Source organism: Mariprofundus aestuarium, from assembly GCF_002795805.1.
Lineage (GTDB): Bacteria > Pseudomonadota > Zetaproteobacteria > Mariprofundales > Mariprofundaceae > Mariprofundus > Mariprofundus aestuarium.
The window spans coordinates 2062649-2088534 of sequence record NZ_CP018799.1 but is presented as its reverse complement, the minus strand read 5'-3'; the positions used below and the strand labels follow the sequence as shown (position 1 = coordinate 2088534).

Annotated in this window: 25 protein-coding genes and 1 riboswitch; of the genes, 21 read left to right on the top strand and 4 right to left on the bottom strand. The window is 53.8% G+C overall.

What is annotated here, in order from left to right:
• Positions 1 to 3 precede the first annotated feature (3 nt).
• From Ga0123461_RS10095 to Ga0123461_RS12740, 5 genes are all read left to right on the top strand, one after another.
• Complete coding sequence (locus Ga0123461_RS10095; protein WP_198507060.1) at positions 4 to 927, top strand: patatin-like phospholipase family protein; 924 nt, start codon at positions 4 to 6, stop codon at positions 925 to 927.
• On the top strand, positions 927 to 1604 hold the full coding sequence (locus tag Ga0123461_RS10090) for a nucleotidyltransferase family protein (RefSeq protein WP_100278218.1): 678 nt from the start codon (positions 927 to 929) through the stop codon (positions 1602 to 1604). The genes Ga0123461_RS10095 and Ga0123461_RS10090 overlap by 1 nt, the downstream gene beginning before the upstream one ends.
• Positions 1604 to 2062: a YaiI/YqxD family protein gene (locus tag Ga0123461_RS10085; RefSeq protein WP_100278217.1), complete on the top strand. Its 459-nt coding sequence runs from the start codon at positions 1604 to 1606 to the stop codon at positions 2060 to 2062. The genes Ga0123461_RS10090 and Ga0123461_RS10085 overlap by 1 nt, the downstream gene beginning before the upstream one ends.
• Positions 2059 to 2457: an HIT family protein gene (locus Ga0123461_RS10080; protein WP_100278216.1), complete on the top strand. Its 399-nt coding sequence runs from the start codon at positions 2059 to 2061 to the stop codon at positions 2455 to 2457. Before Ga0123461_RS10085 ends, Ga0123461_RS10080 begins: the two co-directional genes overlap by 4 nt.
• A 121-nt stretch (positions 2458 to 2578) precedes the next feature.
• Entirely contained in the window at positions 2579 to 3292 is a 714-nt protein-coding gene (locus tag Ga0123461_RS12740) for a response regulator (RefSeq protein ID WP_198507059.1), read from the top strand.
• A 100-nt stretch (positions 3293 to 3392) separates the two neighbouring features.
• On the opposite strand, the gene Ga0123461_RS10070 is transcribed toward Ga0123461_RS12740, so the two are convergent.
• From Ga0123461_RS10070 to apbC, 4 genes are all read right to left on the bottom strand, one after another.
• Positions 3393 to 3962 carry a methyltransferase domain-containing protein gene (locus Ga0123461_RS10070; RefSeq protein ID WP_100278214.1) on the bottom strand — a complete coding sequence of 190 codons (570 nt, stop codon included), beginning with the start codon at positions 3960 to 3962 and terminating at the stop codon, positions 3393 to 3395.
• Positions 3963 to 4187 carry a sulfurtransferase TusA family protein gene (locus Ga0123461_RS10065; protein ID WP_100278213.1) on the bottom strand — a complete coding sequence of 75 codons (225 nt, stop codon included), beginning with the start codon at positions 4185 to 4187 and terminating at the stop codon, positions 3963 to 3965. It abuts the gene before it with no gap.
• Positions 4188 to 4214: 27 nt separating this feature from the next.
• Positions 4215 to 4703 (bottom strand): DsrE/DsrF/DrsH-like family protein, encoded by a 489-nt coding sequence (locus Ga0123461_RS10060; RefSeq protein ID WP_100278212.1) that lies wholly within the window; start codon positions 4701 to 4703, stop codon positions 4215 to 4217.
• 72 nt (positions 4704 to 4775) lie between these two features.
• Complete coding sequence (gene apbC / locus Ga0123461_RS10055; protein WP_100278211.1) at positions 4776 to 5849, bottom strand: iron-sulfur cluster carrier protein ApbC; 1074 nt, start codon at positions 5847 to 5849, stop codon at positions 4776 to 4778.
• A gap of 298 nt (positions 5850 to 6147) precedes the next feature.
• Positions 6148 to 6281: riboswitch (SAM riboswitch) on the top strand.
• 108 nt (positions 6282 to 6389) lie between these two features.
• Between apbC and thrC the strand changes: the two genes are divergently transcribed.
• The 16 genes from thrC to Ga0123461_RS09975 all read left to right on the top strand — a co-directional run bounded on the left by thrC (position 6390) and on the right by Ga0123461_RS09975 (position 25736).
• Positions 6390 to 7640: a threonine synthase gene (thrC, locus tag Ga0123461_RS10050; RefSeq protein WP_100278210.1), complete on the top strand. Its 1251-nt coding sequence runs from the start codon at positions 6390 to 6392 to the stop codon at positions 7638 to 7640.
• A 35-nt stretch (positions 7641 to 7675) separates the two neighbouring features.
• A complete protein-coding gene (locus Ga0123461_RS10045) occupies positions 7676 to 7954 on the top strand; it encodes a ubiquitin-like small modifier protein 1 (protein ID WP_100278209.1) in 279 nt (92 codons plus the stop codon).
• The gene (locus Ga0123461_RS10040) at positions 7955 to 8194 is read left to right on the top strand and encodes an NIL domain-containing protein (protein ID WP_100278208.1); all 240 of its coding nucleotides are present in this window, start codon (positions 7955 to 7957) and stop codon (positions 8192 to 8194) included.
• A gap of 190 nt (positions 8195 to 8384) precedes the next feature.
• On the top strand, positions 8385 to 9317 hold the full coding sequence (gene cysK, locus Ga0123461_RS10035; RefSeq protein ID WP_100278207.1) for a cysteine synthase A: 933 nt from the start codon (positions 8385 to 8387) through the stop codon (positions 9315 to 9317).
• A 138-nt stretch (positions 9318 to 9455) separates the two neighbouring features.
• Positions 9456 to 10277 (top strand): molybdopterin-synthase adenylyltransferase MoeB, encoded by an 822-nt coding sequence (moeB, locus tag Ga0123461_RS10030; protein ID WP_100278788.1) that lies wholly within the window; start codon positions 9456 to 9458, stop codon positions 10275 to 10277.
• A gap of 118 nt (positions 10278 to 10395) precedes the next feature.
• Positions 10396 to 12744: a sulfurtransferase TusA family protein gene (locus Ga0123461_RS10025; protein WP_100278206.1), complete on the top strand. Its 2349-nt coding sequence runs from the start codon at positions 10396 to 10398 to the stop codon at positions 12742 to 12744.
• Between the two features lie 23 nt (positions 12745 to 12767).
• Positions 12768 to 15392, top strand: a complete 2625-nt coding sequence (locus Ga0123461_RS10020) for a DASS family sodium-coupled anion symporter (protein ID WP_100278787.1) — start codon at positions 12768 to 12770, stop codon at positions 15390 to 15392.
• Between the two features lie 3 nt (positions 15393 to 15395).
• Entirely contained in the window at positions 15396 to 16118 is a 723-nt protein-coding gene (locus tag Ga0123461_RS10015) for a phosphoadenylyl-sulfate reductase (RefSeq protein WP_100278205.1), read from the top strand.
• A 24-nt stretch (positions 16119 to 16142) separates the two neighbouring features.
• Positions 16143 to 17066: a sulfate adenylyltransferase subunit CysD gene (cysD, locus tag Ga0123461_RS10010; RefSeq protein WP_198507057.1), complete on the top strand. Its 924-nt coding sequence runs from the start codon at positions 16143 to 16145 to the stop codon at positions 17064 to 17066.
• Positions 17067 to 17230: 164 nt separating this feature from the next.
• Positions 17231 to 18517 (top strand): sulfate adenylyltransferase subunit 1, encoded by a 1287-nt coding sequence (locus tag Ga0123461_RS10005; protein ID WP_100278204.1) that lies wholly within the window; start codon positions 17231 to 17233, stop codon positions 18515 to 18517.
• Between the two features lie 175 nt (positions 18518 to 18692).
• Positions 18693 to 20063: a signal recognition particle protein gene (gene ffh, locus Ga0123461_RS10000; RefSeq protein ID WP_100278203.1), complete on the top strand. Its 1371-nt coding sequence runs from the start codon at positions 18693 to 18695 to the stop codon at positions 20061 to 20063.
• A 206-nt stretch (positions 20064 to 20269) separates the two neighbouring features.
• Entirely contained in the window at positions 20270 to 20509 is a 240-nt protein-coding gene (gene rpsP, locus Ga0123461_RS09995; protein ID WP_100278202.1) for a 30S ribosomal protein S16, read from the top strand.
• A 38-nt stretch (positions 20510 to 20547) separates the two neighbouring features.
• Entirely contained in the window at positions 20548 to 21099 is a 552-nt protein-coding gene (rimM, locus tag Ga0123461_RS09990) for a ribosome maturation factor RimM (protein ID WP_100278201.1), read from the top strand.
• Positions 21078 to 21758: a tRNA (guanosine(37)-N1)-methyltransferase TrmD gene (gene trmD, locus Ga0123461_RS09985; protein ID WP_100278200.1), complete on the top strand. Its 681-nt coding sequence runs from the start codon at positions 21078 to 21080 to the stop codon at positions 21756 to 21758. The genes rimM and trmD overlap by 22 nt, the downstream gene beginning before the upstream one ends.
• Complete coding sequence (speA, locus tag Ga0123461_RS09980) at positions 21679 to 23667, top strand: biosynthetic arginine decarboxylase (RefSeq protein ID WP_232710149.1); 1989 nt, start codon at positions 21679 to 21681, stop codon at positions 23665 to 23667. Before trmD ends, speA begins: the two co-directional genes overlap by 80 nt.
• 149 nt (positions 23668 to 23816) lie before the next feature.
• Positions 23817 to 25736, top strand: coding sequence for a putative bifunctional diguanylate cyclase/phosphodiesterase (locus tag Ga0123461_RS09975; protein ID WP_100278198.1), 1920 nt, complete (start codon positions 23817 to 23819; stop codon positions 25734 to 25736).
• Positions 25737 to 25886 lie beyond the last annotated feature (150 nt).

The following is a 25886-nucleotide window of genomic DNA, read 5'->3' as shown; positions in this document are numbered from 1 at the left end:
GTAATGAGTATGACTCTGTTTAACCGTATATTTGCCGGCCACCAGAAACAGAAAACAGGATTTGTTCTGGCGCTGGGTGGTGGCGGTGGAAGAGGGTTGGCACACCTTGGTGTTCTCGAGGTGCTTGAGGAGCATCACCTGAAACCCGACGTGATCGTCGGCACCAGTATCGGGGCGCTGTTTGGTGCCATGTATGCTGTAAATCCTGATGCGCGTATGGTTATCCGGCATGCTGAGGAGATTCTTGCCTCCGATCTGTTTAATAGTATCGAGTTGCCGGTGCTGAATGATGAAGAAGATGACAGCTGGTTGAGTCGTTTGACTGCTGCCGCCAAGCAGACACTTCTTTATACCAAAGCCGCTACCGACACCTCATTTGCCGATACCAATGCCCTGGTGGATATCGCCTACGGCTTCTGCGGCGGTGAATCCTTTGCCGATGCCAAAATCCCGCTGTTTATTACGGCTGTTCATTTTCCCGGAGGGGAGTGCGAGCTCTTCTCCATCGATTCGGATGTGAAACTCCCCTGCGCTATTGCTGCCAGCATGGCCATTCCCGGCGTGTTCACCCCTGTGTCGATTGGAGATAAGAAATATGTCGATGGTGGTGTGGCTGCAGAACTGCCATCGAAAGAGGCAAAAATGGTCGCCAGGCCTGATCAACTGGTGGTGGCAGTCAATGTTGGTGCGCGACCAAGGCCGGATGTGGAGCCTGCGAATGTTTACGGCATGCTCGACTGGAGCAGCGAGATCAAGTCACTCTACCTGCGCCGTTATTCGAAAGAGTATGCTGACGTGGTAATTGAGCCGTTGGTCTCTTTTACGCAGTGGCACGACTTCAGCAATCCCGAGCAGGAGATCGACCGTGGGCGTCAGGCAGCCTACGAGCAGATGCCGAAACTGATCAAGATGCTGGAGGGCAAGTAATGGCCATTGATCGCGCTGTGGTTCTGGCTGCCGGGCTGGGCACCCGCCTGAAATGGCTCACCGATTCGCGGCCCAAGGCTTTAATGCAGGTTCGTGGCGAGCCGGTGATCGCACATGTGATACGTTCACTGGTTTCGCAGGGTATCTCCGATATTGCAGTCAATGCTCATCACCATGCTGAAGCACTTAAGGCGTATCTTGGTGATGGTTCCCGTTTCGGGTGCCGTATCCGCATCAGTTATGAACCGGTGCTGCTCGACTCCGGTGGCGGCGTAAAGCAGGCGCTCGGGTTTCTTCCAGGCAGTGGTCCGGTGGCAGTTTGTAATGCCGATGTGTTATCTGATTTCGATATCAGGCATTTAAGTGAAATTGTTCCGCAAGGCGGCGCTGCGATTGGGCTTGTCGAAAACCCGAGACATCATCCTATCGGCGATTTCGCATTGAGCCGTGGTCGTGTAGTGGCCGAAGGAAATAACAGGCTCACCTTCTCCGGCATTTCGCTCTGGCATGAAAATGCGTTCGAAGAATATGAAGAGGGTGCCATCTTTTCTCTTGTTGAGCCGATGCGAAAATTGATTGCCGATGGCCATTGTACAGGTATGCGGCATAACGGTTACTGGTTTGATATCGGCAGGCCGTCTGATCTGATGCGTGCCAACAGGCTGTTTGACCGCTGATGCGTATCTGGATCGATGCCGATGCCTGCCCGAAGGTGATCAAGGAGATCCTTTATCGCGTGGCAGAACGAACCCGTATTCCATTGGTGCTGGTGGCTAATATGAGGCTCCAGCACCCCAAATCAGATTATATCGACAGCGTTCATGTGGCTGCCGGGGCTGATGTGGCGGATGCCTATATCATTGATAACTCCGAACCGGGTGATCTGGCGATTACCGCCGATATTCCGCTTGCTGCAGGCATGATCGAGAAAGGTGGCTTCGCCCTGAACCCGAGAGGCGAGCTCTACACCCCGGATAATGTGCGCAGGGCATTGAGCATTCGCAACATGATGGATGAGATGCGCGGCAATGGTGTGATTACAGGAGGACCTCCTGCCTTCAACCACGGCGACCGACAAGCATTTGCCAATCAACTGGACAGGTTTATTACCAAACATTTAAAGGGGCAACAATGATCCTGCATCCTCAACTGAAAAAGGACTGTTTCGTGGTGGGGCAGTTGCCGCTCTGTAGTGTCCTTTTGATGAACGACTCCAACTACCCGTGGTTTATCCTCGTGCCGCAGCGCGAGGGGATCACCGAGATTCATCAGCTATCGGAAGCAGACCAGCAGCAGTTGATGCGCGAATCATCCATGCTGGCTGCAGTTATCGAAAAGGAGTTCAACGCCGACAAGATCAACATAGCTGCTCTCGGCAATATGGTCCCCCAATTGCACATCCACCACATTGTCCGCTACAAAACCGACCCCGCTTGGCCTGCGCCTGTCTGGGGTAAGTTTCCGTCATCTCCTTATGACGATGAAAAAGTAAGACTTATCTGTAAAGACATAGGCATGCAGCTGATTTAGTGACTTTTGGGTTTTTACGGTTGATTATGGTGCTGGGGATTTAAATGCAAATACCTGAAAGAATCTAAACGGCCGCTTTTGGACACTCGCGCTATCTATATAATCATTGGCGATTCAACTAGTGATAAACCTTACCCTAGAGAAGTTTAATGCGGATGATTCATTTGTTCAAAGTCACGAAGATTTTGTTCCTGGGTCTTATTCCCATTTGATAGTTAAAGATAATGGATGCGGTATTCCCCGAGCCAATCTCGAGCATCTATTTGAACCCTTTTACACGACAAAAGAGGTTGGCAAGGGAACCGGCCTTGGACTTGCAATGGTCTTTGGTGCCATTACAAGCCATAAGGGCATCATTAAAGTAGAAAGCGAGGAAGGAAAAGGCACAGGGTTTCATGTTTATTTACCATTGATAGAGGCAAATGAAGCTAATCCAGAGTCATCAAGCGGGGAGGCAGAAGAGGGGCTTGGTGAAACTATTTTGACCGTTGATGACAATGATACAGTACGAGAGAATTACAAGGCAATTTTAACCAGTCTTAATTATAACGTGCTTGAGGCTTCGAATGGACTGGAGGCTGTTGATGTCTTTATCAGACATCAAAACGAAGTCATGCTTATTATTTCAGACTTGGTAATGCCAAAGCTAGGCGGTTTTGAGGCAATAAAGCAGATGGAAAAAGTTCGTTCTGATGTGAAAGTCATATTTGTAACTGGATATGATAAAGATGAAGCAATGAAGGATGAAGGTTATTCAGAGAACTATGCTGTTCTGAGTAAGCCCTACAGCATTGAGAGTCTTAGCAGGGCGATCAGAAAAAAACTGGACTCTTAAACTTTAGTGTTGCGCTTTTAAATGACCGGGTTGAATCCGCAGCCGAAAGCAGCCAATCATTATTTAAAGATGAGATTTAGAGGTTCGTCTACTAATTGTATTAGATGCGTCTAAGTAGGTGGGCCAATTCGTGACGGCCGGAAGGGTGGGGGACTTCGTTGCCATTGTCCGGCCACTGCCAGCGGGAAGCATCAAACAGTGGTTTCATCTCGGAGAGGTCGCAGTGGAATGGTGGGCCACCGGTAACGCCTGTCTGCATGAAGAGGGCAAGCAGTTGGCCGCCCGGTTTTAGGTGATTGTGTAGCCACTGTTCGTAATCGGACCACTGTCCGGGCTGCAGGGCGCAGAGGCAGGTCTGCTCGTAGATGGCATCGAAGGGTTCCAGCTCAAGATCGAACAGGTCGCCGTGAATCAGGGTGGCGGTGAGCCCCTCCTTTTCCAGCATGGCCTGCATGTGCTTGATGGCAGGGGTGGCGATATCGACAGCTGTGACGTCAAAGCCGCGCCGGGCCAGTTCGATTACTTCATGACCGCGGCCGCAGCCGGGTACCAGAATACGACAGGGGTTCAGTTCCTTAAGCCAGTCAAGAAGGGCAGGGCTAGCATCGCCACGATCCCAGCCTGTCTCCTTATTCTTATACTTGCCTTCCCAGAACTCCCGGTCTGTCATCTACTTCTCGATTACCAGCATGTACTTGCCTTCCTCATCGGTAGGCTCATTGGAGAGCACTTTAAAGCCCTGCTCTTCGCATGAGCGGGGGACATTCTCCAGCGGCTCGCCTGCATTGAGCAGCACTTCCAGCTGCTCGCCTTTATTGATGTTTGCCAGTTTCAGCTTCACTTTCACAAAGGTCATCGGGCAGGTCTCGCGTGTAATATCGAGGAAATGTTTCATGGTAATAATATCCTTAATCTAAATCTGTCAGATGAAGATGATGTGCGCATCTTCGGATTCGTTGAGGAAGGTCGCTACACCAGCTACATCCTTCACCTCTTCAATCATGTCACTCTTCTCAACCTCAAGGATGTGCATCGCCATCTCGCAGGCTACGATGCGAACGCCGAGCAGGTGTGCTGCTTCAACCAGTTCCGGAAGCGATGCAACGTTGTGCTTCTTCATCATACCAGACATCAGTATTGGACTAGCACCGAAGAAGTTAAGGCGCGAGAGTGGCAGGTTGTTCAGCCCTCCCATCAGGAAGTTGAATGCCTTGGCCATGATGCTCTTGCCTGTGGCGACACGGCCCTTTTTCTTCTTCAGGGCGTTAAGTCCCCAGAAGGTGAAGAACATGGTGACTTCACGGTTGGTGGCGGCGGCGCCTGTAGCGATGGTGAAGGCGGCTACAATCTTATCGAAATCGCCGGAGAAGCAGACGATGGAGATCTTTTTCTTATCAACGGGCAGGGTCATGACTGCACCTCCATGTGAAATTGGACGGCGAAACCTAGTCGTTGCCGGAAAAAGGGCAAACAGGCCTGCCGATTACTCCTGAATCATCACCGGGATATCAATCTTGCGGTTGTTCTGGATGCTGACTCTGCGGGCAACCTCTCCCGCCAGTCGCTTGTAATGTGCTGCCTGTTCGGAATCGGGGAACGCAGCAACGATAGGGGTGCCTTCATCCGCCTTCTCACGGATTTTGATATCCAGCGGGATATGGGCAAGGACTTCGGTTTTGTATTCCTGGCTTAACCGCTCAGCGCCGCCTTCAGCAAAAATGGCACTGGATTTACCACAGTGAGGGCAGATAAACTGGCTCATGTTTTCTACAATACCTAGAGCCGGAACGCGTGCTTTGCGGAACATGTCGATACCTTTGCGGCAGTCGAGCAGGGCGATGTCCTGCGGCGTGGTTACGAGCACTGCGCCGGTTACCGGCACCTTCTGGGTCAGTGTAAGCTGCGCATCGCCGGTTCCCGGAGGCATGTCGACAAACAGATAGTCCAGCTCACCCCATGCAACATCGGTGAGTAACTGGTTCAGGGCACTGGCCACCATCGGCCCGCGCCAGATCATGGCCTGGTTTTCTTCAACCAGGTAGCCGATAGAGATGGTTTTAACGCCGTAGTTCTCTAGTGGCTGTATGGTTTTGGCTTCATGATCGATCTCCGGCTTGTAACCGGCAAGTCCCATCATGCGTGGGATGGAGGGGCCATAGATGTCGGCATCAAGCAGGCCTACGCGGGCGCCGGTTTGTGCCATGGCAACAGCAAGGTTTACCGCGGTGGTTGATTTGCCGACACCACCCTTTCCCGATGCAATGGCAACAATGTTGGCAACCCCCGGAATGTGGTCCTTGCTAGTGCTTGCAGTGGTCTTCGAGCTCATGGTGACCTCAACCTTCTCAACGCCTGGTAGGGCGCTTACTGCTTCATCGGCCTGGCGGCGGAACTCCTCTTTTACCGGGCAGGCAGGCGTGGTCAGTTCAATCGTGAATGCTACCTGCTTACCTTCTATGGCGATGTTTTTTACAAAGCCAAGCGAGACAATATCCTTTTTGAAATCTGGATCGATGATGACGGACAGTGCTTTGAGGATATCGGCTTCGGTAATCATGAAAGGCTCCGGGTGGCTAAGGATGCTGCAGGCGGCATCGTGTGAATCCTTGTTGGAAGTGTCAAGAACAGCGCTTTTGGGGGTAAAGGCGGGTATAAAAAATTAGCGCCCCGCACGGTTAAACCGGACGGGGCGCCACCGTGTCCTTGTATAGGGAGGGGAAAGACACGGCTTAAGACAAAACCACTTTGCAAATACCTAGTATTTGTGTGGGTAAGTGTCAAGCGCTTCATGGAACAAGAACGCTTGCCTTTTCCAAAACTGGCATGATAATTCGCCGCTACATATTTTTGATCCGGCTTTATCCAGAGCGGTGGAGGGTTACAGGCCCTGTGAAACTGCGGCAACCGGCCAGAGAACATCATTGATGATTTCTGGAGAATGGTGCCAATGCCTGCCCAAAGTGAGTAATCACGGAGGGAGCGATGATGGCGGGTTGTTCGTTTAGAGCACATCCGTGTTTTATTCATAGACAACCTTCGCATCTATCGCGGAGGTTTTTTCGTTTCTGGATGCGCCTGATAAAACGGAGTGTCTATCATGAGTGAAAGTATCGTTCGAGCGCTGAAGTGTCGTGAATGCGGGCAGGAGTATCCGATTGAGCCTACGCATGTATGCGAGTTCTGCTTTGGTCCGCTTGAGGTGGCTTACGATTATCACAAGCTGGAGGGTAAGTTTACCCGTGAACTGATCGAGTCCCGCCCGCAGACTATGTGGCGCTATAAAGAGCTGCTGCCGATTGATGGCGAGCCAACTGTCGGTGCACAGAACGGCTTTACACCGCTGGTGCGTGCAAAGCGTCTTGAGAAGGTGCTTGGTGTTAAAGAGCTCTATATCAAGAATGACTCGGTCTGCTATCCGACCCTCTCTTTTAAAGATCGCGTGGTCTCCGTGGCTCTTTCCAAGGCCGTTGAGTTTGGCTTTACCACTGTGGCCTGTGCCTCTACAGGCAATCTGGCGGGTTCCGTTGCCGCCAATGCGGCTGCTGCAGGCCTGGAATCCTACGTGTTCATTCCACACGATCTGGAGCAGGGCAAGGTGCTCGGCGCTGGTATCTTCGGTACCAATATCATTGGCATTAAAGGTAAATATGACGATGTGAATCGCCTCTGTTCTGAAGTGGCTGGCAAATATGGCTGGGCTTTTGTGAACGTGAATGTACGTCCGTTTTATGCTGAAGGCTCCAAGTCACTGGCTTATGAGGTGATGGAGCAGCTGGGCTGGAAAGCACCGAAACATGTGGTTGTCCCTATGGCTTCCGGTTCGCTCTGCACCAAGGTGGACAAGGCGATCAAGGAGTTTATCAAACTCGGCCTGATCGAAGACAATGGTACTGCTGTGTACGGTGCGCAGGCGACCGGCTGTTCACCGATTGCTAAATCTGTGAAAGACGGAACCGATATGATTCACCCTGTTCATGCAGATACCATCGCCAAGTCACTGGCCATTGGTAATCCTGCTGATGGTTACTACGCCAACCGCGTGATTAATGAATCCGGCGGCTGGGCAGAAGACATCTCTGATGAAGAGGTGGTGGCAGCCATGAAGCTTCTGGCCGAGACCGAGGGTATCTTCGCTGAGACTGCTGGCGGAGTAACACTGGGTTGTGCCATGAAGATGATTGAGTCCGGCAAGCTGCCTCGCGATGAGTCGATTGTGCTCTGCATTACCGGTAACGGCCTGAAGACGCAGGAAGCGATAGTGGATGCGATCACCAAACCGCGTATTATCAACGCCAGCCTGAAAGAGTTTGATCTGCTGGCCGAAGCCGACGGCGTGGCCGACGCATAATTTTAATTAGATTTGATTAGCAAGAGGAGAGAGAAATGAGTGTAACTGTACGTATTCCTACCCCACTGCGTAAGCTGACTGGTGGATCTGACGAAGTATCCGTAGACGGTGCAACCGTCGGTGATGTGATTGAGGCTCTTGAGGCTGCACATCCAGGTCTGAAAGAGCGCCTGTGTGACGATGCCGGCGAAATTCGCCGTTTCGTGAACGTCTATGTGAACGATGAAGACGTCCGCTTCCTTGAGGGTCGCGCTACCGCACTGAAAGATGGTGATGAGCTCTCCATCGTTCCGGCAATTGCAGGCGGCTGCTAAATGAAGTTTCGTGTTTATCTGACCTTTAACGAGGCCACAGTTCGCGATCCGATTATCTGGAAGCTTGGCAGAGAATTCGACCTTGTAACCAACATTCGCATGGCTGAGGTAAAGGACGGCATGGGACTTGTCGGGCTTGAACTTGAAGGCGGTGAAGATGTTATTGATGCGGCAGTGAAGTGGCTGGGTGAGCAGGGCGTTCACGTTGAGCCTATCGAGCAGAACATCATCGAAGGGTGATTTGGACACGTAAAAAGTCGTCCATGGCTTTTTACTTGGATGCAGGAAGAAAAGCGTGGTTTTCTCTCTGCTTGCAAAATCGGGAAGATCTCCCCGATTTTGGCGCCCCGTCCGTGGGTCGCACTGAGGCTTTGCTGAGCGCAGATAGTGTTGTTTTCTGTGTTCTCCGTGGTTAGAAAAGGAGTTTAATATGGCGATTTATAACAATGCTGCTGAAACGATTGGAAATACCCCGCTGGTTCGTCTGAACCGGATCGGCGCTGACTGTGGTGCTGAAATCGTTGCCAAGCTGGAGTTCTTTAATCCGCTGAATTCGGTAAAGGATCGTATTGGTAAGGCGATGGTCGAAGCGGCCGAGGCGGATGGGCGACTGAAACCTGGTGGGCTTATTGTTGAACCGACCAGTGGCAATACCGGTATTGCACTGGCCTTCGTTGCCCGCGCCAAGGGTTACCGCTGTATCCTGACCATGCCTGAATCGATGAGTCTGGAGCGTCGCAAGCTTCTTAAGCTGCTCGGTGCCGAGTTGGTGCTCACACCTGCAGAGAAGGGCATGAAGGGTGCGATTGCCAAGGCTGAAGAGATCGCCAGTTCGACTGAAGGGGCGTTCCTGCCACAGCAGTTCGAGAATCCCGCCAACCCAGAGGTTCATCGCCAAACCACCGCTCAGGAGATCTGGTCTGACTGCGATGGAAAGGTTGATGCGATTGTTGCCGGTGTTGGTACAGGCGGCACGATTACCGGAATAACCGAGGTTCTCAAGCAGCGTAATCCTGAATTTAAGGCATTTGCCGTTGAACCTGCAGATTCACCTGTGATTTCCGGTGAAGCGCCAGGGCCGCATAAAATTCAGGGTATCGGTGCAGGCTTTATTCCGAAGAATCTGAATGTGGATATTCTCGATGGCGTCGAGAAGGTGACCAATGACGAAGCTTTTTCCATGGCGCGTCGCCTTGCCGATGAAGAGGGTATTCCTGGTGGAATCTCATCAGGTGCGGCCGTGGCAGCGGCTGTTCGTATCGCATGCCGACCTGAGATGAAGGGCAAGCGCATTGTCGTGATTCTACCATCAATGGCTGAGCGCTATATGTCTACCGACCTGTTCAAAGGCATCGAAGTCTAGGGGCGCTAGTCCACCTTTGCGCCCCAGCAGCGGGTGCTCAAATCCTCACATAGATACATATGCTGTGGTTTTGTGCTCCTCTTGCCTTGCTGGAGCACAAACCTGAACCCGCTAAACGTTTTTTGATTGGAGTTTGAATTGATTGATTTTACAGAAGCACAGATCGAGCGCTATTCGCGCCATATTATATTGCCGGAAGTCGGTGCCGAGGGGCAGAGCAAACTGCTTGAGTCCAAGGTGTTCATGATCGGCGCAGGAGGGCTCGGCTCACCTGTTGCCTATTATCTGGCTGCCGCCGGTGTGGGAACCATCGGTATCGCTGATGCGGATGTGGTGGACTCATCCAACCTGCAGCGCCAGATCATCCACAACCAGGATCGCATCGGCATGCCCAAGGTGGAAAGTGCGCGCGAGACGATTCAGGCGCTGAATCCGGATGTGAAGGTCAACACCTACAACTACTTTGTTACCGAAGAGAATATTCGCGACATTATCCGCGATTATGACTTGGTGATTGATGGTTGTGATAATTTCCCGACCCGCTTCCTGGTCAATGATGCCTGTTATATGGAGAAGATACCGCTGATTTCCGGTGCGATGTTCCGTTTTGAAGGGCAGGTGGCGACATTCAAGCCGCATCAGGTGAAGGGAGCGCCATGTTACCGCTGTCTCTATCCGGAGCCACCACCGGCAGGCCTGGTTCCATCATGCTCGGAAGCGGGCATTCTCGGCGCACTGGCCGGAGCTGTGGGAACCATCCAAGCTGTTGAAGCGGTGAAGGAGTTGCTCGGTATCGGTGATTCTCTGGCCGGTAAGCTGATGGTCTTTGATGCACTGCGTATGGAGTGGAAGAAGCTGAAACTGCGCAAGGACCCTGGCTGCCCATTGTGCGGAGAGAATCCAACCATTACCGAGCTGGTCACCTATGAACAGGCCTGTGAGTTGAAGTTCGGCGACTGATTACAGACCTCGCATTGACGTTGCGCTATCAGCATCCGGGGGGGTGTATGCGCAACAGGGCGGGGACGTTGGTTATATGCGGGCATTGCCCGCAAAGAGTTAAAGTATGGGGTTAGTTATGGCAACTGAATTTGATTTTGCACACACATCCGATGTCGATGAGTTCGAGGCGGGTTACAAGGCGTTTAAAGAGGGACGCATGTCCGAAGAGCGGTTTACGCCGTTCCGTCTGCAGATGGGCGTCTACGGCCAGCGGCAGGAGGGGGTGCAGATGGTGCGCGCCAAGCTGCCCGGTGGTTGTGTCACTGCGGATCAGATGGATGTGCTGGCTGAGTGCGTTGAGCTCTATGCCGGATGTTTGCCGACTGATGGTACGCTGACCGAAGCACCTGAGAAGGTAGCACATGTAACGACGCGGCAGGATATCCAGGCCAACTTTGTCTCTCTCGATGATGTGCCGGAGTTTCTGCGCAAACTCGATGCAGTTGGCCTGACTACGCGTGAAGCGTGCGGTAACACGGTTCGTAATGTAACCACCTGTTTTCTGGCTGGTCGTTGCCCCGCTGAGCATGCAGATGTGACCATTCACGCGCGTAAATTCGCAGAGTTTTATCTGCGCCATCCGCTGGGACAGCAGTTTCCACGCAAGTTCAAGGTGACCTTCTCCGGTTGTGCTACCGATTGCGGCCTTTCAGGCATGCACGATGCCGGTTTCATCGCGACCCACAAAGATGGCAAGCCCGGATTCCAGGTGTGGGCGGCCGGTGGCCTCTCATCCCAGCCTATGGGCGCACTGTTGCTGGAAGAGTTTATCCAGGAGTCTGAACTGTTTGTTGTCGGTGAAGCGCTGATGCGTATGCATTTCAAATACTCCGATCGCAAACGCCGTGCCCGCGCCCGTATGAAGTATGTGGCGCAGAGGCTTGGTGCCGAAGGGTTTATCGAAGAGTACAGAAAACAGCGTGCAGTGATCGAGAAGACCCATGCCGATGATTCAGGTTACGGTGAAGCGAACTGGCGTACGCCAACCGGCACGCTTCCTTTTGCCGATTCCGGTGTGGTGGATCAGCACAATGGCAAATCCGCGATTCTGTTGAACCTGTTCCGTGGTGATATGACCCCGGATCAGTGCCGTGCAGTGGCCAATGCTGCGCGTGCTGCCGGAACGGATGAGCTGCGTGTCACGACCGAGCAGGGTATGGTGATCTGTGATGTTGATGCTGAAAAGGTTGATGCCGCTCTGGCGATCCTGAACGCTGCAGGTTTGCAGACTGAATATGCACGTGGCATTTCCGATGTCGTGGCGTGTCCTGGCACGGAGACCTGCCGTCTGGGTATCACCTCAAGTCGCGGTCTTGCAGCTGCTCTGCAGCCGTTGATGGCCGACCTGAAAAAGGATGGCACGCTGGCCGGTATTACGGTTAAAGCATCCGGCTGTCAGCACTCCTGTGGTCGCCACCACATTGCCGATCTCGGGTTCCATGGCATGGCCAAGAAGGTGGCCGGTCAGGCTGTGCCGCACTATCAGCTGCATGTCGGTGGTTCCGGTGTTGCCGGTTCCCCACTGGCATTCGCGACTGATCCTGTTCCTGCCAAGTATGCGCCGGAGGCGGGCATTGCAGTGCTCAATGCTTATAAAGAAGGGCGCAACGAAAATGAGTCCATGCACGATTGGGCAACGCGATTGGGCAAAGAGGGCATCTCAGAGATTCTGGCGCCATTTGCCGCTGATGCCGGCGAGGTTGAAGGGCTGATCTACGACTGGAGCGAGAACGAGGCATTCAATACCAAGGGCAACAAAAAGGGTGAGTGTGCAGGTGCGGTGCTTTCAATGTCGGATGCACTGATCTCTGAAGCTGAGTATGAGATGCTGATTGCACGTGCGCATCTTGATGCGATGTTCTGGGCAGAAGCACTGACAGCACTACGCCGTTCGGCTATCTCAGCAGCACGCGCCTATCTGGTTCCTTATGGTGAAGCGCCGGAAGATGATGCAACCGTGTTCGCGCTGTTGGCCTCCAATGCTGCAGCTGATGCAGATGTGATTGCAGGTCTGACTGCAGTGCAGTCGGCTCTGATGAGTATCGACTTGGCGGATCCGGGGGCGGGTGTTACCAGGCTGAAAGAGGTGCAGAGTGACTGGCTGGCCTTGGCGGCCAAACGTTTTTCTGCTGTACCTGAAGCGGTTGAAGGGGTGGTTGAAGCTGCTGCGGAGACCACTGAAGCAGCTGCCGATGTTGTTCTTCTCGACCTCTCCGGTGTCGCATGCCCGATGAACTTTGTGAAGACGAAGATCAAACTCACCATGATGCCTGTCGGCTCACAGCTGGATGTGATCCTTGATGACGGTGCGCCGATTGAGAATGTGCCGCTCTCACTTATTGAGCAGGGGCAGAAGGTGCTCTCCAAAGAGCAGATCTCCGAGACCCAGTGGAAAATCCGGGTTGAGAAGAGTGGCGATATCTAAAGCGCACTGAAGCTATGGGAGCCATGAATCCATTCGAGAATCCGGGGCGCTGCAAGCTGGCGCTGGTGAACCACGGTGTGACGCTGCCGGACGGGCTGTCCGATGCGTCACGCTGGGTTGCACAGGCCAATGCGACCGAATCTGTTGTGGATATCAGGCTGCCCAGTGGCCACTTTGCAACGGTTCCCGTAGCACAGCCCTATACCGAGCAGAGTCCGATCCGCTTGACTCAGGAGGACGGTGAAGGTTCCGCTCGCCTGACCTGGCAGGATGAATCGCTTGAGGTTCAACTGCTTCCTGCACCACGCTTCTATCGTAACAGGACCCGTTCCGGTGCCCGCATGGGTAGTTTCTCTTCCCTGCATGAAAACCTGCTGATGCTTAACCCGCTGATGGGTTGCGGCTTCTTTGCCGAGCGTGGCAAGGCATGTCAATACTGCCAGTACGATTCGATGCTCAATGAGAGTGAGCCGCCACTGCGAGATCCGCTTGAGCTGGTTGAAGTGGTGCGTGCCGCACTCTCCGAGCGTGAGGTTGATACTGTCTACCTCTACAACAGTTTTGCTCCCGGTGATGATGCGGGACTCGGTCGACTTGTGCCGGTCATTGCCCTGCTCAGGAGGCACCTTGGTCATCGTCAGATCGCGCTTGAAACCGTTGCACCCAAGGATACAGCTGTTATCGATGCACTCTATGCGGCAGGGCTTGATGTGTTTGTCTGTAACCTTGAGCTGCACGATGCTGATCGTTTTGCAGAAGTGTGTCCCGGAAAGGCCTCCTCTGGTGGTCAGAAGGCCATCTGGAAAGCACTGGACCATGCCCGCGAGGTGTTTCGCACCGGAGCTGTGGTCAGCAACCTCATCGTTGGCCTTGAGGATATCGACTCAAGCAAGAAGGGCATCGATGCGCTGATTGCACACGGAGTTGTGCCGCTGCTGCAGCCTTTCAGGCCGCTGCCGGGAACGCCGCTGGAGAAACATGAGCTACCGTCATTGGAAGAGATGGAGGAGTTGTTTCTCCACCTCTACGCGGCATTGAAACAGAAGGAGTTCCCCACGCATCGACTGCGCCATATGGGGCGCGTAATGACGCCGATGGAGAGTCGTGTGCTTGATGGCGGTGAACCTGCACTGGCGGAGCGCTGGGTATCATCTTCGATGGGGCGCCGCTTGGATGGATGGGTGGATGGCTTGCGCCGCCATCTGCGGGCAAGCAATGATGGAGAGAATGGAACGCAGTTGGATCGCCGGCCAATGCATGTGCTGCTGGCGGGAGAGGCTTTGCCTTTTGCAGCGTTGGTGGTGATTTCTTTGCTGGCGATTTCTGCCGGAACCATGGATGCGCCGCAAGGGTTGAGCCAGAATGGTTGGAGCTCGCTTATCGTCTTTATGCTCTGCCTGGTTCTCTGGGTAACACAGCTGCTGCCGTTGGCGGTGACGTCACTGTTAGGGCTGGCGCTGCTGCCTCTGCTTGGCGTATTACCGGCTACCGATGTGTTTGCACTGTTCGGCAATCCTGCGGTGTTCTTCATTCTGGGTGCTTTCATGCTGGCCGCTGGTGCGATGCAGAGCGGCCTCTCCGAGCGCATGGCGCTATTGACCATTGACCGTTTTGGAACCAGTCCGACTCGCCTGCTGCTGACCATGCTTCTATTGCCCGCTGTCATGGCATGTTTCATGCCCGAGCATGCTGTGGCCGCGCTGTTTCTGCCGATCGCATGGGAAATTGTGCGAAGCCTGGGGCTTAAGGCGGGAAGCCGATATGCGCAGTCGATCTTTTTTGCTCTCTCGTGGGGTGCGATTACCGGCGGTGTGATCACCCTTTTGGGTGGTGCGCGCGGGCCACTGGCTATGGCGCTGAGTGAGGAGCTGACAGGTCGCTCCTTCTCCTTTGCCGACTGGACGCTTGCTGCAGCACCAATCGCACTCTCTGTACTGGCAGTCTCTGCCATTGTGCTGATCCGTGTTACACCGATGGGAGGGCTGGATATCTCTTCGGCCCGTGAACGCATCTCCCTTCGCCGCCTTGAGTTGGGTGACTTTGACCTGAAGGCAAAAGCGATGGCTTTGCTGCTGCTGGTGACCATGCTCGCCTGGATACTGGCTGGCCATGCCAGTTCCCTAGCAGGCATTGCGTTGATCAGCGTGGTGGTGATGTTTGCGCTGCGCCTTGTGAGCTGGCGAGCGGTTGAAGAGCATGTGAACTGGGGTGTCGTACTGATGTATGGCGGTGCCATTGCCATTGGCAAGGCGCTGACTGTTACCGGAGCGGGCCTGTGGCTCGCCCACCTGCTCTTCCCTGAGAGTATTGCCGGGCTGGCACTGCTGGCGATGCTGGCACTGATTACATTGCTGTTTACCGAAGGGGTGAGCAATGCTGCTGCTGTTGCCATTGTATTGCCGGTTGCCGTTCCACTTGCCGTAGCATCAAATATCGACCCGGTCACGGCGGCACTGACTGTCGGTATCGTTTCCGGTTTTGCCTTTATGCTGCCGATGGGAACACCGCCGAATGCCATGATATTCGGAACAGGCTACGTGCGAGCTTCGCATATGCTGCGTTATGGGGCTGTTCTCTCCCTGACCGCATTTGTAGTATTTATGATAACCGTATCGGTCTGGTGGCCGCTACTGGGAAGGATCGGGTAACAGATGAGTGCTTTAATTGAACAGGCAGTGAAGCTGCTGAGAGTGGCCAAGGAGACCCATGGCGATGCTCTGGTCTACCCGTGCTCCATGGGGCTGGAAGGCTCGGTGATGGTGGACCTGATCTGCAGAAATGGCCTCGATATCCCTATTATGACACTTGATACCGGGCGTCTGCCGCAGGCAACCTATGATGTAGTTTCTGCCTTTGAGGAACGCTACGGGATACGGGTCAGGGTTCTTTTTCCCGACTGCCATGAAGTTGAAGCGATGGTTCGTGAGCATGGGGTAAACCTGTTCAGGAAGTCGGTAGAACTGCGCAAGGACTGCTGTGAAATTCGCAAGGTTCGGCCGCTGATGCGGGCACTGGAAGGTAAAGAGGCGTGGATTACCGGCAGGCGCCGCCAGCAGTCGAAGGGGCGTGCCGATCTTCAATTGATTGAAACTGATGTGGTGTACGGTTTGAAAAAGTACAACCCGTTGCTGGAGTGGAGCCTGAACGATGTGGAGGAGTATGTGCGCACCAACGGTGTGCCATACAACAGGCTTCATGATGCCCACTATCAGTCCATCGGTTGCGAATGCTGTACGCGTGCCATCACGGTGGGCGAGGATGAACGTGCCGGTCGCTGGTGGTGGGAAAATGATGACGGTGTGGCAGAGTGCGGCCTGCATGTGATGAGTATCAAGCAGGTAACTGGCGATATCGAAGATGGTGAAGGAATTTAAGGTAACAGGCAGTAGGAGAAGATGATGTCTGAACGTGAAATATCAGAACATAAACTGACACAGCTTAAAGCGCTGGAGGCGGAGTCGATTCATATCATCCGTGAAGTGGTGGCGGAGTTCCGCAACCCTGTGATGCTCTATTCGGTGGGTAAGGATTCAAGCGTGCTGCTGCATCTGGCACGCAAGGCTTTCTATCCTGCACCGCTGCCGTTTCCGCTGCTGCATGTGGATACCGGTTTCAAGTTCAAAGAGATGTATCAGTTTCGCGATGACTACTGCAAAGAGGTGGGCGCCGATCTGATCGTGCGAAAAAACGAGGATGCGATTGCCAAGGGCATGAATCCGAAGGATCACGGTGTGGCCCGCTGCTGCGGCGCACTGAAAACTCAGGGGCTGCTCGATGCGCTGGAAGAGGGTGAGTATGACGCTGCCTTTGGTGGTGCACGTCGCGATGAGGAGCGAAGCCGGGCCAAAGAGCGTGTCTTCTCGATGCGAGATGAGTTCGGCCAGTGGGATCCGAAGAACCAGCGTCCTGAGTTGTGGAGCCTCTACAATGGTCGTATTCATGAAGGTGAGAGCGTACGTGTATTTCCGATCTCCAACTGGACCGAGATGGATGTCTGGCTCTATATCCGCGAGGAGAAGATTCCGATTGTACCGCTCTACTTTGCCAAGGAGCGCTTGATGGTGGAGCGCAAGAATTTGCTGATTCCCTACTATGAAGAGATGAAGGATCAGCTGCTTGAAGGCGAGGAGCCGAAGATGGTGATGAGCCGTTTCCGTACGCTGGGTTGCAGTCCGTGTACCGGTGCCGTGCGTTCGGATGCAACGAACATGGATGAGATTGTCATCGAGGCAGCAGCAGCACGCCGCTCGGAGCGTGAAACGCGTATCATCGATCACGGCTCCAACAGTATGGAAGACAAAAAGAAAGAGGGTTACTTCTGATTTATTGATGCGCCAAAGTCCGTCCATGGACTTTGGCTTTTATCGGCGAGCAAAAGCGTGGTTTTGCCCGCCTCACGAATCAGCGGGGCTGATTCGCCACCCGTCCTGAGCGGAGGGGGAGCTTCTTTAAAGGGGCTCGCGAAAGGTTTTATGGGGTTTAACAGATGACTGAACTGAATATTAAGATGACTGAAGAGATCGAACTGCTGCGACTGGTGACGGTAGGCAGTGTGGACGATGGTAAATCGACGCTGATTGGCCGCCTTCTGGTGGACACCAAGGGTGCGTTCGAGGATCAGCTTCTGGCCGTACGCAAGAAGAAGGGGCAGGAGCATCATATCGCTTCGGCATCCGAGATTGATCTGGCAATGCTGACTGATGGCCTCTCCGCTGAGCGCGAGCAGGGTATCACCATTGATGTAGCTTACCGCTACTTCGCCACCCCGAAACGCAAGTTCATCATGGCCGACTGTCCGGGCCACGAGCAATATACCCGCAACATGGTGACTGGTGCCTCGACCGCTAGTGCTGCGATTATCCTGATCGATGCACGCAACGGTGTGATGCCGCAGACCAAGCGTCATACCCATATTCTGGCACTGTTGAACATTACCCACCTGATTGTGGCGGTGAACAAGATGGATCTGGTTGGTTTTGATCAGGCGATCTATGAGAATATTCGCGAAGAGATGCAGGCCTACTGCGACAAGCAGGGCGTGAAGAATCTGATCTGCCTGCCAATGTCGGCACTTGATGGTGACATGGTTGCCGTACGCGGTGATAACCTGAACTGGTATGAAGGCAAAACATTGCTGGAAACCCTGGAGACGCTCTCCACACTGGGCGATATCGACAGCCTGCCATTCCGTATGCCTGTTCAGCTGGTGAACCGTCCGCAGACCGTCGACCTTCCTGATTACCGTGGCTTCATGGGCACGATTGCTTCAGGTACCGTTAAAGTCGGCGATAAAATCGTATCCGTACCGAGCGGCAACAGCTCTACAGTCAAAGAGATTGTCACCTTCGATGGCAACCTTGATGAAGCATTTGCACCGCAGAGTGTGACGCTGACGCTCAATGATGAGATTGATGTGTCACGCGGGGACATGCTCACCCACGTTGGCGACAAGGCGATGGATGCCAAGGAACTGACAGCCAATGTCTGCTGGATTGGCGATGAGCCACTTACAGAACGTCAGAAATACATCGTTAAGCACACGACCAATAGCGTGAAGGCGATGGTGGCCAGTATCGATTTCAAGACAGATATCCATACGCTGGATCATCAGCAGGATGCAGACGAGCTGGCCATGAACGAGATCGGCCAGATTACCCTGAAGCTGATGAAACCGCTGCACTACGATCGTTATGTGGATAATCGTATTACCGGCAGCTTTATTATGATTGATACATTCACTAACAACACTGTTGGCGCAGGTATGATCGTCTAAGCGTTTTTTCGGAGCTGATGGTGAAAGAGGAGGCGCTGCCTCCTCTTTCTGTTTTTGCAGGCGCATGTTCTGGCCTTCCATATAACAGGCGAAACCGAGCATTGACCCGCCGTGCGGCTGTCACAGAATGGCGAGCCCGTTTGATGCTGTTGTGAAGGGGTAGCAGGAGAGAAAGATGTTCAACCGTTTAAGTGAAAAGCTCGGCGATATCGCCCACAAACTGCGCGGAGCCGCGCGCGTTTCCGAGGCCGACCTGGATGCAACGCTGCGCGAGATGCGCATGGCGCTGCTTGAGGCTGATGTTGCGCTGCCTGTAACACGTCACCTGATGAACGAGGTGCGTGAACGTGCCCTTGGTGCGGAGGTGGCCAAGAGCCTGCAGCCTGGTCAGGTGATCATTAAAATCCTTAACGATGCTCTTGCCGACCTGCTAGGTGGTCAGCGTCGTGATCTTGATCTCTCCAAGATTCCTTCGGTCATCCTGCTCTGCGGTCTGCAGGGTGCCGGTAAAACAACCACGGCAGGCAAGCTTGCCCGCTTGCTGGTCAGTCAGGGCAAGAAAGTGGCGCTTACCTCTGTGGATGCGACGCGCCCTGCTGCACGAGAGCAGCTGCAGGTACTCGCTGGACAGGTTGATGTGCCCTACATCGCAGGTGAGGGCGGCAGTGCCGCTGCCATGGCCAGGTCAGCCGTCAAACAGGCCGGTCGTGATGGTCACCATGTATTGATTCTCGATACCGCCGGCCGTCAGGTCGTTGATGATGAACTGATGAATGAGATCAGGGATGTTGCCACTGCGGTTGGCGCTACCGAACGGTTGCTGGTGCTTGATGCAATGACCGGCCAGACGGCACTGCAGATTGCCGAGCAGTTCCACTCCGCAGTGAATATGTCCGGTTGTATCCTGACCAAGACCGATGCGGATGTGCGTGGTGGTGCGGCCCTTTCTGTGGCGCACAGCACCGGCGTTCCGATTCGTTATGTCGGTACGGGTGAGAAGGTCGATGCCTTTGAGCTGTTTGATCCGCAGCGTATGGCGGGCCGTATTCTCGGACAGGGCGATGTGGTCGGCCTGGTGGAGAAGATTCAGGCCGGTGTCGATCAGCAGCAGGCGGAGAAGGCAGCCGACAGGCTCAAGAAGGGGCAGTTCGACCTTGGTGATTTTGCCGAGCAGCTGGGCCAGATGCAGAACATGGGCGGCATGGCGAGTATGCTGAAGATGATGCCCGGCATGAAACTTCCGCAGGAGGCGCTGGATCAGATCGATGACAAGCCGGTCAAGCGCATGCAGGCGATGGTCTACTCGATGACGCCGAAAGAGCGCAAGTATCCCAAGCTGATGAATGGCAGTCGCAAGCGCCGTATTGCCATGGGCTCCGGCACATCCGTACCTGAGCTCAATCGCATGCTTAAACAGTTTCTGCAGATGCAGCGGATGATGAAAAAAATGAAGGGCGGCAAAGGCAAACGCATGCTGACTCAGATGATGGGCAAGTTTGGTGGTGGCATGGGTGGCGGTATGCCGCCGGGCATGCCGAAGATGTGATTCGGCACATCCATGTGCCTCACCCTGCGGGCGAGCTGAAGCTCGTCCAAATCTACAATCCTGTAGATTTGTGATTCGAAGTATTCAAGGGTTACCTGGGTGCTTTGAATTTTTTTAGAGAATACAAAATTAGAATATTTAGTTCCTTGCGAGCGACACTTTATCTCTCTATAGTGCGCCGCCTGTTTTTCGGAGGTTTTTCAAATATGGCAACAGTGATTCGTTTGAGCCGTGGTGGTCGCAAGAAGCGTCCATTTTATTCTGTAGTCGTCATGGACGAGCGTAAGCGTCGCGATGGAGCATTCATCGAGAAGCTTGGCTACTTCGACCCATGTACTGACCCGGAAGTAATTGAGCTGGACTTGGACCGCGTGAAAGCGTGGACCGATCAGGGTGCACAGGTTTCTGACCGTGTCGCCAGCCTGATCGCCAAAGCGTCCGCTTAATTGATCCGATCAACGAAGCCTGACTGAGGCTTTGGTTGATGGCGCTCGATACATCGTATCTACATATAGGCGACATTCTTGGGGCCCACGGTCTCAAGGGCACGCTGATAGTATACTCGCATACCCGGCCCGCTAACGCGGTCGCCGGGTATTCTTGTTGGTGGGTGGGTAAAACTGCCGAGGCGGCCAAGCCCCATAAGGTCAAACGCTGCTGGCAGCATGGTAAACGTATGCTTGCTGATCTCGATGGCATCACCGACTGCAACAGCGCTGAACAGTTTAAGAAACTGAAAATCTGGGTGCCTGCTTCCGAGGTTGAGGTCGATGATGACGAGTACCTCTGGGAGGAGCTGATCGGCTGCGAGGTGTTGCGAGAGGGTAGTGATGAGCTGCTCGGTAGCGTGACGGCCCTTGAGGAGTACGGTGCGCAGGATAATCTGGTTGTATGCTCACCTGAGGATGCCGAAGTGCAGGGTGAATGGCTGATTCCGTTCATTGAGGAGACGATCGTCGAGGTTGATCTTGATGAGGGCATTATCGTTGTCGATCTTCCGGAAGGAATGGACGTATGTTTCACGCCCAGATCCTGACGCTCTTCCCCGAATTCTTTGATTCACCGCTCTCCTGTTCGATTCCGAAACGGGCGATAGCGGCCGGTATCGTGAAGGTCGATACCATTCAAATCCGCGACTTTGCGACTGACAAACATAACAAGGTAGATGATAGCCCCTATGGTGGTGGGCCCGGCATGTTGATGAAGCCGGGGCCTGTAGTGGCTGCAATCCGCAAGGCGCGTCAGATTGATCCCGCTACGCATGTTGTGATGCTTACCCCATCCGGCACCCGTTTCAGTCAGGCCAAGGCATTGGAGTTCACGGAGAAACCAGGCATTACACTGCTCTGTGGCCGTTACGAAGGTTTTGACGAACGCATCTGTGATTATGTCGATGAGGAGATTTCGCTCGGTGACTATGTGCTCTCCGGTGGCGAGCCTGCTGCAATGTGCCTGCTTGATGCAGTGATCCGGCTGTTGCCAGAAGTGCTTGGAAGTCCTGAATCAGCTGCTCTCGACTCTTTCAGCGAGGAGGGAATTCTCGACTGGCCACACTACACCCGTCCCGAGGAGTTCGAGGGTAAACGGGTTCCCGGTGTGCTGTTATCTGGCAACCATGCTAAAATCGAGAAGTGGCGAGATGATCAGGCAGCCCTGCGCAGCCGCAAACGGAGCAGTGAAAGCGATGACGAATAAGGTGTGGTCAACAGAATCTGCAGCCGAACTCTATCAGGTTGAGGGCTGGGGTAACGGTTTTTTCGGGATCAATGAGGCCGGCAATATGGTGGCCATTCCCGATGGTGAACATCAGATTGATCTGAAGAAACTTTGTGATGAGCTGGCCGGACGAGGCCTCTATCCGCCACTGCTGCTCCGTTTTTCCGATATCCTGAAGCAGCGGATGTCGCAGATTCACCAGCGTTTTTCTATTGCCCGCCAGGAGGCGGGCTACGAAGGCCGTTATTACGGCGTCTATCCGATCAAAGTGAATCAGCAGCGCCAGGTCGTCGAAGAGATTATTGAGTTCGGTGCTGAGTTCAACTGGGGTCTTGAGGCTGGATCCAAGCCTGAGCTGCATGCCACGCTGGCGATGCTTGAAGATGTTGAAGGACTGATCGTCTGTAACGGTTATAAGGATCGTGAGTTTATTGAGCTTGCCATGATTGGGCGCAAGATGGGCAAACGCGTATTTATCGTGGTCGAGAAGGCGAACGAACTGGATATGATACTCGAAGCATCCAGGCGCCTGAATGTTGAGCCGCTGATCGGTTTGCGCTGCCGTCTTGCCGCAACCAGTCAGGGTAAGTGGGAAGACTCCGGTGGTGACCGCTCCAAGTTCGGGCTGGCGGCTTCGGAACTGGTGGACGTGGTTCGTAAACTCAGGGACGCGGAGATGCTTGATAGCCTGCGCCTGCTGCATTTTCATATCGGTTCGCAGGTGCCGCGCATTCGCCGCATCAAACAGGCGATGCAGGAGGCGGCGCGTTTCTATGTTGAGCTGCGCAAACTAGGCGCTCCGATCGAATACATGGATGTCGGTGGTGGCCTGGGTGTTAATTACGACGGTTCAATCTCCGGCACCCACACCTCGGTGGACTACTCGTTGCAGGAGTATGCCAACGATATTGTCTGGTCGCTGAAGGCGGTCTGTGACGATGAGGAACTGCCGCACCCGAACATCATCTCCGAATCGGGGCGGGCACTGGTGGCCCATCACTCCGTGATGGTGATTGATGTGCTCGGTGTGACCAAGCGGACGAGCCAACCTCCCGTTGATGAGCCGGATGAAGAGGCGCCGATGCAGCTGCGCCAGCTCTGGAATACCTATGCCGACTTCGACAAGATTGAAGCGCGTGAAGCGCTGCACGATGTGGTCTCCCTGCGCGAGGATGTGAACAGGCTCTTCGTGCTTGGCCACTGTTCACTGGCTGAGAGGGCACAGGCTGACGAGCTCTACTGGCATATGCTGACCGTGTTGATTGAGAGGCTGGACGAGGCTGAGGTCGAAGAGCTGATACCGGGTATCCGCACCCAGATGGCTGACCGCTACTTCTGCAACTTCTCGCTCTTCCAGTCACTGCCCGACTCCTGGGCGATTGATCAGCTCTTCCCGGTAGTGCCAATCCACAGGTTAAACGAGGAGCCTGAGCGTCAGGCTATTCTGGTGGATATTACCTGTGACTCCGATGGCAAGATCCAGAATTTCGCGCTTGAATCCGGCCACTCCGAGACCTTGCCGCTGCATCCGATGAACAACGGCGATGATTATCTGATCGGCGTCTTCCTGACCGGTGCATACCAGGAGATACTCGGAGACCTGCATAATCTCTTTGGTGATACGCATGCGGTTCATGTGCGTATGGATGGTGACCACTATGAGCTGGAGCAGATTGTCGAGGGCGAGAGTGTGGCTGAGGTGCTCGATTATGTGCAGTTCAACGAGAAGGTTCTGATTGACCGCATGCGCCGTCAGCTGACTCATGCCAAAGCGGAAGGTCGCCTCACTGCAGCTGAGTCGAGCGTGTTCCTGCGCTTCTATAAAGAGGGGCTGGCCGGCTACACCTATCTGGAGGAGCAGCTTCCCCCTTCGGTTCCTGGCAGCTGATACCTTTCAAATAACAGCATGCTCCTCTGATGAGGCTTGAATTCCGCTTGTCGATTATTGTGCTATACTGGCAATAATCTCAATTTTTCAGGTGACCTGAAAAGCACACGGAGTGAGCATGTTATCTGAACCTGAAGCTGTGATGGCCCATGTCCGCTGATCTGGAAGAGCGGTTCAGGGCTGAAGCTGAGACTCGTGATGTAGAGGAGCGCCGTAAGGGTGTTCGTCTGGCGCTGTTCGCTTCCATCCCGGTTTGCCTGCTGTTCACTGTCATTAACTATTTCGCGGTTCACTACTGGTTGGCCTCTGTACTCTTTTCGACAACCCTGCTACTGCTGCTTCCCAGCATCCTGCTTTCAGCCTCAACGTGCTATATTACTCTGGCCGAATACCTGCTGATGTTCGGTGCCGTACTGAATTTCGGTGCGCTGTTTATTGATGGCGGCATCTCTGAAACGGGAATGTACTGGATCTATGTCTACCCGTTCGTTGCCTTTTACATCATGGGCCAGAATCGGGGCTGGTTGTGGATCTCTGTGTTCGGGGCTGCGCTGCTGCTCTGTGCCGGCCTGCACGCCTATGATGAAATTACCCTGCCTTACCAGGAAGACCGGCTTACGTTCTTCTTCACGGCGTTTATCTTTTATGCACTGATTGCTTCGATCTTCAACATGCTGCGTAACAATTTTGAGCAGAAGCTGACTGAGCAGGTGCGTGAGCGGACCGCTACCGCCCAAGTATATCTGGAGGAGCTCAAGCACCGGATGATGCACTCCCAGCTGACCGGACTTCCGAACCGGGGGCTGTTGCTGGATCGCCTTGAACAGGCTCTGAATATCGCACGGCGTAACAACACAGCGATTGCTGTTGCAGTCGTCAATATCGATCGCCTGACTGAGATTAATAACGTGCTCGGCCACAAGGCGGGTGATGAAGTACTGAAACATACAGCCAAAGCATTGCAAAACGCGCTGCGTGACATGGATAGTGTTGCCCATATCGGGGCCGATGAGTTTGCCATCATTATGCCGACGGTTGATGCCAACCTAGTTGATATTGCCATAGGACGGGTCATGAAGGTATTCAATCGTCCGGTGGAGGTTGCGGAGACCTCACTGGAGATCAGTGCTGCGACCGGCTTTTCGTTCTTTCCGGAGCATGGAAGTGACGCCAATGAATTGCTGCAGCATGCGGATTCGGCGATGCGGCTGGCCAAGAAGGAACAGGGAAACTTCAGGGTTTATGAGGCATCGCTGAATCCATTTAAGCTCAGGCATCTGGAGCTCTATCGCGACCTGAAAAAGGCGGTGGCTGAGGGTGAGCTGCAGCTCTATTACCAGCCACAGATCAACCTTGAAACGGGTAAAGCTGTCAGCTGCGAGGCGTTGATGCGCTGGACCCATCCAGACGAAGGCTTTATCTCTCCGGGTGAATTTATCCCCCTTGCTGAGAAGACGGGACTGATCACAGAACTCAGCAGATGGGCCCTGAAAGAGGCGATAGACCAGTGTGCCCGGTGGCAGCTTGCGGGACACAGTGTGGGGGTGTCGGTTAATCTCTCCTGCCACTGCCTGACTGAATCAGACATGATTGATCGCATCGTCGAACTTCTCAACAGCAGTGGCCTAGAGGCGAGGCAGCTGACAGTCGAGGTGACAGAGAGCCTGTTTATGGAGCAGTCCGAGCAGGTGATTGATGCCCTTACCCGGCTTCGCGAGACGGGCGTGCTTGTCTCCATTGATGATTTCGGAACCGGCTACTCCTCGCTCAGTTACCTGAAAAAATTACCGGTTGATGAGCTGAAAATCGACCAGTCGTTTATCTTTCCGATGGCCAAGAGCAAGAAGGACCGGATGATTGTCCACGCGATTGTTGAGTTGGGAACAAGCCTTGGCTTTGAGGTCATTGCCGAAGGTGTTGAGGATGGGGCTACAGGGAAAATCCTCAAGGAGATCGGTGTCCACAAGGTGCAGGGCTTCCATTACGCCAGGCCGATGCCTTTTGATGACTTCTGCTTCTGGATAGCAGCGGATCAGCTTGATGGCGCAAAGCAATCTAACGGAAAATAAAATAAGGTTGTGCTTTTTGAGAAAACAGACAGGGTGCGCCTCTCCTGAAGAGAAGCCCTGCTTCACTTCGTCTGCCCGGCCAATCACTGATGTCCGGCGATTCGGAAAATAAATCATGCACCCAACACGTTCAGTGAGTCTTTAGTCCGG